Origin of the sequence: Streptomyces sp. NPDC097981 (assembly GCF_040302565.1) — a bacterium.
Taxonomy (GTDB): Bacteria; Actinomycetota; Actinomycetes; order Streptomycetales; family Streptomycetaceae; genus Streptomyces.
Genome location: NZ_JBEORW010000054.1, coordinates 38,064 through 47,932, shown reverse-complemented (window position 1 = coordinate 47,932; position 9,869 = coordinate 38,064). Strand labels below are relative to the sequence as shown.

The 9,869-nt window shown below is 71.6% G+C and carries 9 protein-coding genes and 1 pseudogene; 5 read left to right on the top strand and 5 right to left on the bottom strand.

Translation table 11 applies throughout. The features are described 5' to 3' along the window. Positions 1-231: pseudogene (locus tag ABTY04_RS35110) on the top strand (2-oxoacid:ferredoxin oxidoreductase subunit beta); the annotation flags it as partial. 32 nt (positions 232-263) lie between these two features. Here the strand turns inward: ABTY04_RS35110 and ABTY04_RS35105 are convergent. Beyond that, positions 264-602, bottom strand: coding sequence for a winged helix-turn-helix transcriptional regulator (locus ABTY04_RS35105; RefSeq protein ID WP_352217503.1), 339 nt, complete (start codon positions 600-602; stop codon positions 264-266). A 124-nt stretch (positions 603-726) separates the two neighbouring features. On the opposite strand from ABTY04_RS35105, the gene ABTY04_RS35100 reads away from it, so the two are divergent. From ABTY04_RS35100 to ABTY04_RS35090, 3 genes are all read left to right on the top strand, one after another. Further along, positions 727-1,581, top strand: coding sequence for an SDR family oxidoreductase (locus ABTY04_RS35100; RefSeq protein ID WP_352217502.1), 855 nt, complete (start codon positions 727-729; stop codon positions 1,579-1,581). A 144-nt stretch (positions 1,582-1,725) separates the two neighbouring features. After that, a complete protein-coding gene (gene rarD / locus ABTY04_RS35095; RefSeq protein ID WP_352217501.1) occupies positions 1,726-2,676 on the top strand; it encodes an EamA family transporter RarD in 951 nt (316 codons plus the stop codon). Positions 2,677-2,887: 211 nt separating this feature from the next. Then, entirely contained in the window at positions 2,888-4,204 is a 1,317-nt protein-coding gene (locus ABTY04_RS35090) for a M28 family metallopeptidase (RefSeq protein WP_352217500.1), read from the top strand. A 6-nt stretch (positions 4,205-4,210) separates the two neighbouring features. Here the strand turns inward: ABTY04_RS35090 and ABTY04_RS35085 are convergent, their stop codons facing one another. The 4 genes from ABTY04_RS35085 to ABTY04_RS35070 all read right to left on the bottom strand — a co-directional run bounded on the left by ABTY04_RS35085 (position 4,211) and on the right by ABTY04_RS35070 (position 7,386). After that, a complete protein-coding gene (locus ABTY04_RS35085) occupies positions 4,211-4,609 on the bottom strand; it encodes a hypothetical protein (protein WP_352217499.1) in 399 nt (132 codons plus the stop codon). Next, entirely contained in the window at positions 4,606-4,809 is a 204-nt protein-coding gene (locus tag ABTY04_RS35080) for a YlcI/YnfO family protein (protein WP_352217498.1), read from the bottom strand. Before ABTY04_RS35080 ends, ABTY04_RS35085 begins: the two co-directional genes overlap by 4 nt. 110 nt (positions 4,810-4,919) lie before the next feature. Next, positions 4,920-6,146, bottom strand: a complete 1,227-nt coding sequence (locus tag ABTY04_RS35075) for a LolA family protein (RefSeq protein ID WP_352217497.1) — start codon at positions 6,144-6,146, stop codon at positions 4,920-4,922. A gap of 229 nt (positions 6,147-6,375) precedes the next feature. Continuing rightward, entirely contained in the window at positions 6,376-7,386 is a 1,011-nt protein-coding gene (locus tag ABTY04_RS35070; protein WP_352217496.1) for a polyprenyl synthetase family protein, read from the bottom strand. Positions 7,387-7,776: 390 nt separating this feature from the next. Here ABTY04_RS35070 and ABTY04_RS35065 point away from each other — a divergent pair, with 390 nt between their 5' ends. Next, the gene (locus ABTY04_RS35065; protein ID WP_352217495.1) at positions 7,777-9,780 is read left to right on the top strand and encodes a CocE/NonD family hydrolase; all 2,004 of its coding nucleotides are present in this window, start codon (positions 7,777-7,779) and stop codon (positions 9,778-9,780) included. Positions 9,781-9,869 lie beyond the last annotated feature (89 nt).

Sequence of the window (9,869 nt, the reverse complement as noted above, 5' to 3'; positions counted from 1 at the left end):
ATCCTGGTCCACGACGCCCACAACGCCGGCCCGACCACCGCGTTCGCGCTGTCCCGGCTGGCCGACCCCCACACCCTGCACCAGACGCCCATCGGGGTCTTCCGCAGCGTGGAGCGGCCGGTCTACGACACCCTCATGGCCGAACAGCTGGAGACGGCCGTCGACGCCAAGGGCAAGGGCGACCTCAGCACCCTCCTCACCGGCAACGACACCTGGACGGTCGTCGGCTGACCCGTGCCCGCTGAAGGGCGGCCCGGAGTTCCTCAGGAACTCCGGGCTTCGTCGTACGCGGCCCGCGCCGCCTGGACATCGGCGGTCCGCCGCTCGGTCCAGCGGGCCAGGGCCCACACCTGCTCGGCGGCCTCGCGTCCCAGCTCGGTCAGCGAGTAGTCCACCCGCGGCGGGATCACGGGCTTGGCGTCGCGCAGCAGGAATCCGTCGCGCTCCAGCGTCTGGAGGGTCTGGGCCAGCATCTTCTCGCTGACGCCGCCCACCTCCCGGCGCAGTTCGCTGAACCGGTACGAACGCTCGACGAGGGCGGCCAGCACCAGCACCCCCCAGCGGCTGGTGACGTGCTCCAGCACTCCACGGGAGGGGCACATCGGGGCCTTCACGCTGACCTGCTTACTCACCTTCACACCAGTACCTTACTTTGAAGTTGGTACTTACTAAAGGTTAGCGCTGCTTCTAGGGTGGTGTCACACCCCAACGCAAGGAGCGCATCCCATGAGCATCGTCGTCACCGGAGCCACCGGAGCCCTCGGCCGCCTCGTCGTCGAGGAGCTGCTGAACCAGGTCCCCGCCGAGCACGTGGCGGTCGTCGTCCGCAGCAAGGAGAAGGCCGCCGGCCTGGCCGAGCGGGGCGTCGAGGTGCGCGTCGCGGACTACGACGCCCCCGAGACCCTGGCTGCCGCCTTCCGCTCCGGCGACCGCGTCCTGCTGATCTCCGGCAACGAGGTCGGCCGCCGGGTGCCTCAGCACACCGCCGTGATCGGGGCCGCGAAGGCGGCCGGCGTCGCCCAGCTCGCCTACACCGGGATCCTCGGCGGCCCCGAGGCCGACTTCGACCTGGCCGCCGAACACAAGGTCACCGAGCAGGCCATCCTCGATTCCGGCCTGCCCTACACGTTCCTGCGCAACGGCTGGTACCACGAGAACTACACCGGCCAGCTGGGCACCGTCCTGGAGCACGGCTCGGTCGTGGGCAGCGCGGGCGGGGGCCGGATCGCCTCCGCCGCGCGGGCGGACTACGCCGCCGCCGCGGCCGCCGTACTGACCGGCGAGGGCCACCTGAACCAGGTGTACGAACTCTCCGGCGACACCGCCTGGAGCCTGGCGGAGTACGCGGCGGAGATCGCGGCCCAGTCCGGCAAGGAGGTCGCGTACGCCGAGGTGCCCGCTGACACGCACCTGTCGATCCTGACCGGCGCCGGGGTCCCCGAGGGCTTCGCGGCGATCCTCGTCGACGTGGACGCGGCGATCTCCCGCGGCCGGCTGGCGCACACCGGCGGGGACCTGTCCCGCCTCATCGGCCGCCCGACGACCCCGGTGGCGCACGCGATCGCCTCCGCCCTGGCCTGAGCGGACGCGACCCGGCCTGAGCCGGCGCCGCCGCAGCCACACAAGACCCCGGACGTGTCACGAGTATCTCCCCCTTACGGGCATGACATCCGGCTCGCCCGGCGCTACCTTCGTGGAGTTGGCTGAATCTCGACTGGAGGCCCCGTGAAGGCGGAGAACGAGCAGCGCACGGGTTTGCTCTACGGATTCGGCGCATACGGTATGTGGGGGCTGGTCCCCCTGTTCTGGCCGCTGCTCAAGCCGTCCGGGGCGATCGAGATCCTCGCCCACCGCATGGTGTGGTCGCTGGGCGTGGTCGGGATCCTGCTGCTGGCCATGCGCCGCTGGGGCTGGATACGGGAGCTGGTCCGCCAGCCCCGCAAGCTCGGCCTGACCGCGCTGGCCGCCTCGGTGATCTCCGTGAACTGGGGCCTGTACATCTGGGCCGTCAACAACGGCGCGGTCGTCGAGGCCAGCCTCGGCTACTTCATCAACCCGCTCGTCACCATCGCGATCGGCGTGCTGGTCCTCGGCGAACGGCTGCGCCGGGCGCAGTGGGCCGCGGTCGGCATCGGCGTGGCTGCCGTGCTGGTCCTCGCCGTCGGGTACGGGCGACCGCCGTGGATCTCGCTGGCGCTGGCCTTCTCCTTCGCGGCGTACGGGCTGATCAAGAAGAAGCTCAACATGGGCGGGGTCGAGTCGCTCGCCGCCGAGACCGCGCTGCTGTTCCCGCCCGCCCTCGGGTACCTGCTGTGGCTGGGCGCGCAGGGCCGGTCGAGCTTCGCCACAGAGGGCCTCGGGCACTCGGCGCTGCTCGCCGCGACCGGACTGGTCACCGCGATCCCGCTGGTCTGCTTCGGGGCGGCCGCGATCAGGGTCCCGCTGTCCACGCTCGGACTGCTCCAGTACATGGCTCCGGTGTTCCAGTTCGGGCTCGGCGTCGTGTACTTCCACGAGGCGATGCCGCCCGAGCGCTGGGCCGGGTTCTCCCTGGTCTGGGCCGCGCTCGCGCTGCTGACCTGGGACGCGCTGCGCACGGCGCGCAAGGCCCGGGCCGGGCTCGAAGCGGCCCGTGCCGCCGGGCCGCTGGCGGCTCCGGCGCACGAGCCGGCGTAACCGCGCCGCGCGCCCCCATTACCCCCGCGGTCCCCGCTACGGAACATGCGTAGCGGGGATCGTCCGTTTTCCGAACCATACTGACCGGATCTCGGTCTTGACTGACCGTCACGCTTCCGCTGACCATCAGGCTCGCACTGACGCACGATCGCTCAATTGCGCCACCCCGCACGTTCCGTTCAATCCCCAACGGAATTCCGGAGTCCCCCACATGAGCCTGTCCGTCTCCCGGCGTCTCGCCGCCGTGACCGCGATCGCGGTCGCCGGCCTGTTCGCCTCCACCGCCCCCGCCGCACTCGCCGCCCCCACGGCGGCGGCCGCGGCGCCGACGCCGCCCGACATCCCGGTCGCCAACGTCAAGGCGCACCTGGCGCAGTTCCAGTCCATGGCCAACGGCAACGGCGGCAACCGCGCCCACGGCAGGGCCGGCTACAAGGCCTCCGTCGACTATGTGAAGGCCAAGCTGGACGCGGCCGGTTTCACCACCACCCTGCAGACCTTCACCAGCAGCGGCGCCACCGGGTACAACCTGATCGCCGACTGGCCGGGCGGCGACCCGGACTCGGTGCTGATGGCCGGCTCGCACCTGGACTCGGTCACCGCGGGTCCCGGCATCAACGACAACGGATCCGGCTCGGCCGCCGTCCTGGAGACGGCGCTGGCCGTCTCGCGCGCACAGCTCCAGCCCGCCAAGCACCTGCGGTTCGGCTGGTGGGGCGCGGAGGAGCTCGGCATGGTCGGGTCGAAGTACTACGTCAACAACCTGCCGAGCGCCGAGAAGGCGAAGATCTCCGGCTACCTGAACTTCGACATGATCGGCTCGCCGAACCCGGGCTACTTCGTCTACGACGACGACCCGGCCATCGAGCAGACCTTCAAGAACTACTACGCGGGGCTCGGCATCCCGACGGAGATCGAGACCGAGGGCGACGGCCGCTCCGACCACGCCCCGTTCAAGAACGCGGGCATCCCGGTCGGCGGCCTGTTCTCCGGCGCCGACTACACGAAGACGGCGGCGCAGGCGCAGAAGTGGGGCGGCACCTCCGGGCAGGCCTTCGACCGCTGCTACCACGCCTCGTGCGACACCTCGGCGAACATCGACGGCACCGCCCTGGACCGCAACTCCGACGCCATCGCGTATGCGATATGGAACCTGGGGGCGGCCACTCCGGTCCCGCCGGGCCCGTCCTTCGAGAGCACGGCGGACGTGAACATCCCGGACTCTCCCGGGGCCGCGGTGACCTCGCCGATCACGGTCTCGGGCGTCGCCGGCAACGCCCCGGCCACCACCAAGGTCGACGTGAACATCGTCCACACCTACCGCGGCGACCTGGTGATCGACCTGATCGCCCCGGACGGCACGGCGTACCGGCTGAAGAACTCCAGCTCGGACTCCGCGGCCGACGTGGTGGCCTCGTACGCGGTGAACGCCTCCGGCGAGGTGGCCAACGGCGTCTGGAAGCTCCAGGTCAAGGACGTGGCGGCCCAGGACGTCGGCTACATCAACAGCTGGAAGATCACCTTCTAGCAGCGCCTAGGCCGGCGGGACCGCCAACGGCTCCTGGATGAGGGTGCGGAGCTCCTCGGCGACCGCGCCGATGTCCGCGCGGCCCAGCTTCGCCGCCTCCACCAGGTCGCCGAGGTCCTCCGGGGAGGGCAACTGCTTGGCCCCCGCCACGCGCAGGTACGAGCGCGTGGCGGCGGCCGCGTAGAACTCGTTCATCGGCGACTCCAACGCCGGGCACACCGCGAGGGTGTGCAGAAACGCGGCGGCCCGCCACGCGGTGTCCGGGGCGGGCTGTTCGGGCACGAGGACGAGGTCGTTCTGGTGCCGGGCGACCGCGGCGGCCACACCGGAGGGATCCCACACGGCGGGATCTGACGGGAGATGGTGGGCCAGAGCGGTCCAGGCCCACTCCATGGTGATCTTCAATTGCCGAACCGCTCCTGGAAGTAGCTCCAGTGGTCGGCGAACTCCTCGATGCCGGAAAGGAAGTTCTTCCGGTCTTCGTCCAGCTCGCGTTCCGTCACTTCGGTGATCAGCGCGGTGACCGTCGTGCCCAGTGCCGCCGCGCGTGCTTTGAGGCGCTCGTGGAACTCTTCGTTCAGGCGGATGGTGACGTGTCTCGACATGCTTTTCACGGTACAGCGAGCCTGCTGTACGCAGGGCCGGAACGGCGGAAGGGTGGGCAGGGACACAGTCCCCGCCCACCCTTCGGACAGGCGCAGCCGTCCTGCCGGCGTTACTTGTTGGCGTCGGCCGCCTGGATCAGCGCGTCCTTGGTGACCGCGCCGACGTAGACCTTGCCGTCGTCCGTGATCAGGGCGTTGACCACGCGGGTCTTGAAGACCCGGCCCGAGCCGAACTTGCCGGTGACCTTGCCCCCGAGGGAGTCGAGGAACTGCTTGGCCTCCTTGGGCGCGTTCTTGTCGCCCGCCGCCTTCTCGACGTCCTGGAGCCCCTTGCCGGCGCCGGTGTCGATCCGTGCGATCGTCGACCAGCCCTCGCCGAGCACCTTGGTGTCGCCGTGGCCTCCCTTGCCGCCCATGCCGCCGGTCAGGGCGTCGAGGCCGGGAATGGAGTCCAGGCCCTTGAAGCCCTTGCCGTGGCCGGCCCCGCCCTTGGCCGCCTCGCCGGCGCCCTCGGTCACCTTGGCGCCCTTGGGCGCGGTGAAGGCGAAGGTGTCGGCGGACGGCTTGGCGAAGTCCACCTTGGTGAACCCGGCGTCGACGATGGGCTTGCCGCCCTCGGCGGCCAGCAGCTGCACCCGCAGCGGCACGCCGTTCTGGGCGTCCACCGCGATCTTGACCGAGCCGATCGTGGATCCGCTGTGCTTGGGCTTCAGCACCAGCTGGTAGGCGTTCCGGCCGGCCACCTGCGCGGTCTCGCCCACGCTGACGTCCGTGGTCGGGCCGGCGGCCTTCAGGATGTCCTGGGCCAGCTGCTGGGGCGAAGCGCCGCCCAGCCGGTCGGCCGTCTTCTTGTGGTCCTTGCCGGCCGCAGCGCCTTCGGGGTCCTTCTCGTGCCAGACCTCGTTGGCCTTGGTGTCGTACCCCCACACGTCGGCGCCGTTGTGGATGATGCTGTACTCGTCCTTGCCGTCCACGAACGTGAGCTTCTGGTGGTCCGGTCCGTCGGCCGCGACGCGCAGGGTGTGCGTGCCGTTCGCCAGCTGCGCGAGCTTGTCCTCGGGGTTGGCCGTGCCTCCCGCGACGCCCCCGCCGCCGAGCAGGCCGCTCGCCAGGGTCGGCAGACCGAGGTCGGTGGTGACCTTCGCGCTGCCGGAGAGCTGCTGCACGTCGGAGGCCGCGACCTTCTCGATGAGCTGCTGCGCCGTCACATTCGGCAGGTCGGGGCCGCCGGAGTTCGCGAAGGCCGGGACCATCGCCACGGTCGCGGCGGCGACACCCGCCACCGCGACCGGTACGGCGTACCGGGCGGCCTTGCGGGTCTTTGCGTTCGTTGCCATGTCTGCCCTACCTCTTTGTCACCCGTTCTGGTGTGTCTCCATCTGACCAAGAGGCAGGGGGTCCGGGCGTCACTCCCCGGGCTCAACTCCGCGTACACCCCAGGGATGACACGACGAGGGCCCTGTGTCCCCCACCCGTAGGGGACACAGGGCCCTCGCCTCTGCCTCGGGGCGTATCCGGGCGTACCCGGCATGCGTCCGGATGCACCCGGACGCGCCCGGACGCGCCCTAACCGGCGCGGTGCACCACCGCGTCGCACAGTTCTTCCAGCGCCGACTTCGCGAAGCACTCCGGCAGCGGCGCGAGCATGGCCCGCGCGTCCTCCGCGTACCGGATGGTGTCGCGCCGGGCCTGCTCCAGCGCGGGGTGCACCCGCAGTCGGGCGAGCACGTCCGCGTGCCGGGCGTCATCGGTCAGGTCGCCGTCCAGGAGGGTGACGAGCTCCAGGTCGGCGGGGTCGCCGCCCTGGGCCGCCATCTCGCGCAGCCGCAGCACGGGCAGCGTGGGGATCCCCTCGCGCAGGTCCGTGCCCGGGGTCTTGCCGGACTCGTGGGAGTCGGAGGCGATGTCGAGGACGTCGTCGGCGAGCTGGAAGGCGGTGCCGAGGCGCTCGCCGTACTGGGTCAGGATGTCGACGACCGACTCGTCGGCGCCGGACATCAGCGCGCCGAACCGGCCGGAGACCGCGATCAGCGAGCCGGTCTTGCCGGCGATGACGTCGAGGTAGTGGGCGACCGGGTCGCGGCCGTCGCGCGGGCCGGCGGTCTCCAGGATCTGGCCCGTCACCAGCCGCTCGAAGGCCTCGGCCTGGATGCGTACGGCCTCCGGCCCGAGATCCGCCAGGATGTGCGAGGCGCGGGCGAACAGGAAGTCACCCGTCAGGACCGCCACCGAGTTGCCCCAGCGGGCGTTGGCGCTGGCCACGCCGCGGCGCACGTCCGCCTCGTCCATGACGTCGTCGTGGTAGAGCGTCGCCAGATGGGTGAGCTCGACGACCACCGCGGAGGGAACGATCCCGGGCGCGTAGGGGTCCCCGAACCGCGAGGCGAGCATCACCAGCAGCGGCCGGAACCGCTTGCCGCCGGCCCGGACCAGGTGCTGTGCGGCCTCGGTGATGAAGGGGACTTCGCTCTTGGTGGCCTCCAGCAGACCCGCCTCGACTGCGGCCAGTCCGGCCTGGACATCGGTCTCAAGAGCCTGGTCCCGCACGCTCAGTCCGAACGGCCCGACGACGGTCACGAGGGGTACTCCTGTCTGCTGACGATCACGCTGACGATCACCTGGATTGTCGATGTGTCGCTGCCATCACTCAAGCCAGCGTATCCGGTCTGTTTTCGATCACCGCGAGCGCCTGTCATGTCGCCACCCGCGCACTGCCCCATACACACAGGTATGTTCGTGATGACCCGAAACAACTGGAGAATACGTTTTGTCCAGAACTACCACCGAAATCGGGGAACCCGCGGAGCCGGTCGCGCCCGGCGCGATGCGCCGCGCCGCGCAGTGGAGCGTCGCGGGGCTCCTCGCCCCGGGCGGGCCCGCCACTCTTCCGGCGGGCACCGGCCGGCTGACGACGGCCGCGCCGCGCGGGGCAATCCGTCCGCCGAGGCGGACGGCGGCGGCCTCCGCATGACCATCCGTACCGAGTTCCCGTACGGGACCACGCACGAGGACGTCCGGATCCCGATGGCCGACGGCGTGCAGCTGTACGCCCGGATCTGGCGCCCGCTGACGGACGAGCCGGTCCCGGCCCTGCTGGAGTACCTGCCGTACCGGCTGACCGACTGGACCGCGCCGCGCGACCGGCAGCGCCACCCCTGGTACGCGGGGCACGGCTACGCCTCGGTCCGGGTGGACGTACGGGGCCACGGATGCAGCGGCGGGAACCCGGGCGACGAGTACGACGCGCGGGAACTGGCCGACGGGGTCGCGGTGGTGGAGTGGCTGGCGGCGCAGCCGTGGTGCACGGGGTCGGTGGGAATGTTCGGGATCTCGTGGGGCGGCTGCAACTCCCTCCAGATCGCCGCGCTGGCGCCCGAGGCCCTCAAAGCGGTCGTCACGGTCTGCTCGACGGACGACCGGTACGACAACGACGTCCACTACATGGGCGGGTCGGTGCTGGCCGTGGACATGCACGCGTGGGCGGCGACCATGCTGGCCTGGGCGGCCCGCCCGCCGGACCCGCTGTTCGCCGGCGACGGCTGGCGGGAGCAGTGGCTGGCGCGGCTGGAGTCCGTCGAACCCCTGGTCCACACCTGGCTGGCGCACCAGACCAGGGACGACTACTGGCGCCACGGCAGCGTCTGCGAGGACTACGCGGCGATCGGCGCGGCCGTGCTGGCGGTGGGCGGCTGGCACGACCCGTACCGGGACACGGTGCTGCGGCTGGTCTCCCGCATCCCCGCCGACCGGGTACGGGGGCTGATCGGCCCGTGGTCGCACCAGTACCCGGACCGCGCGGTGCCGCCCGGTGCGGCGATCGGGTTCCTCCAGGAGACGCTGCGGTGGTGGGACCACTGGCTGAAGGACACGCCCAACGGGGTGATGGACGAGCCCCTGCTGCGCTCCTGGATCTCGGAATCCCATCCTCCCGCGACCTCCTACGAGGTGCTGCCCGGCCGCTGGGCCGGGGAGCGGGAGTGGCCGTCCGCGGCCGTCACCCCCGTCACGTACGCGCTCCAGGGCACGCCGGTGGCCGTGGCGTCCCCGCAGCACACGGGGCTGGACGCGGGGCGGTTCCTCCCGGCCGGCAACGAGGCGGACCTGCCGCCGGACCAGCGGGAGGAGGACGCGAAGTCGGCCTGCTTCGAGTTCCCGGTGGGGCGCGAGCCGGTGGAGATCCTGGGCCGCGCCCAGGTGACGGCCCGGCTGCGGATGGACGTCCCGTACGGCCAGGTGGTGGCCCGGCTGTGCGACGTGGCGCCCGACGGCTCCTCGACGCTGATCACCCGGGGCGCCCTGAACCTCTCCGCACGCCTGGGCCGGGACAAGGCGGCGCCCTGGCCGGTGGGCGCGTACGAGGACGTGGTCTTCGAGCTGAACGGCATCGGCCACCGCTTCGCGGCGGGCCACCGGATCCGGCTCGCGCTGTCCTCCGCCTACTGGCCGTGGATCTGGCCGCGGGCCGGCTCGGAGGCGGGCTGGACCCTGGACCCGGCGGGCAGCGCCCTGGTCCTGCCGGTCCGGTCCGAGTCCCCCGCGCCCGGCCCGGAGATCACCTTCGAGGCGCCGGAGCAATCGGAACCGCTCGGGGTGGTGTCGCCGGCCACGCTGGACGAGCCGCGACCGCAGCGGCTGGTCGTACGGGACGTCGCGCGCGGAACCTGGCGGCTGGAGGTGGACCCGCGGTACGGGGGTACGCGGGTGTACCCCGACGGCCTGGAGTGCGGCGAGGACGTGCTGGAGGTGTACGAGATCGACTCGGCGGACCCGCTGTCGGCCCGGACCCGCTCGGACTGGCGGATCCGGCTGCACCGGCCCGAGCTGGCGTGGGACGTACGGGTGGAGACCCGCTCGGAGGTCTCGTGCGATGAGGGCGGCTTCGTGACGTCGAACGAGCTGGTGTGCCGGGAGGGTGAGGAAGTCGTGTTCCACCGCACGTGGGAACGCCGCCTCCCGCGAGCGGCGGGCTGACCCTGCGGGGCCTGTCCCCCGCCCCCCTTCCTCCGTTCCTCCCCCGGCCGCCGCCGGGAGGTGCTCTCAGGGGCTTCGTCCCGGACCCG

Excerpts from the sequence above, each read along its gene's own strand:
- ABTY04_RS35105 (WP_352217503.1), bottom strand. The coding sequence starts at position 602 with ATGTGCCCCTCCCGTGGAGTGCTGGAGCACGTCACCAGCCGCTGGGGG.
- ABTY04_RS35100 (WP_352217502.1), top strand. The coding sequence starts at position 727 with ATGAGCATCGTCGTCACCGGAGCCACCGGAGCCCTCGGCCGCCTCGTC.
- ABTY04_RS35090 (WP_352217500.1), top strand. The coding sequence starts at position 2,888 with ATGAGCCTGTCCGTCTCCCGGCGTCTCGCCGCCGTGACCGCGATCGCG.
- ABTY04_RS35080 (WP_352217498.1), bottom strand. The coding sequence starts at position 4,809 with ATGTCGAGACACGTCACCATCCGCCTGAACGAAGAGTTCCACGAGCGC.
- ABTY04_RS35075 (WP_352217497.1), bottom strand. The coding sequence starts at position 6,146 with ATGGCAACGAACGCAAAGACCCGCAAGGCCGCCCGGTACGCCGTACCG.
- ABTY04_RS35065 (WP_352217495.1), top strand. The coding sequence starts at position 7,777 with ATGACCATCCGTACCGAGTTCCCGTACGGGACCACGCACGAGGACGTC.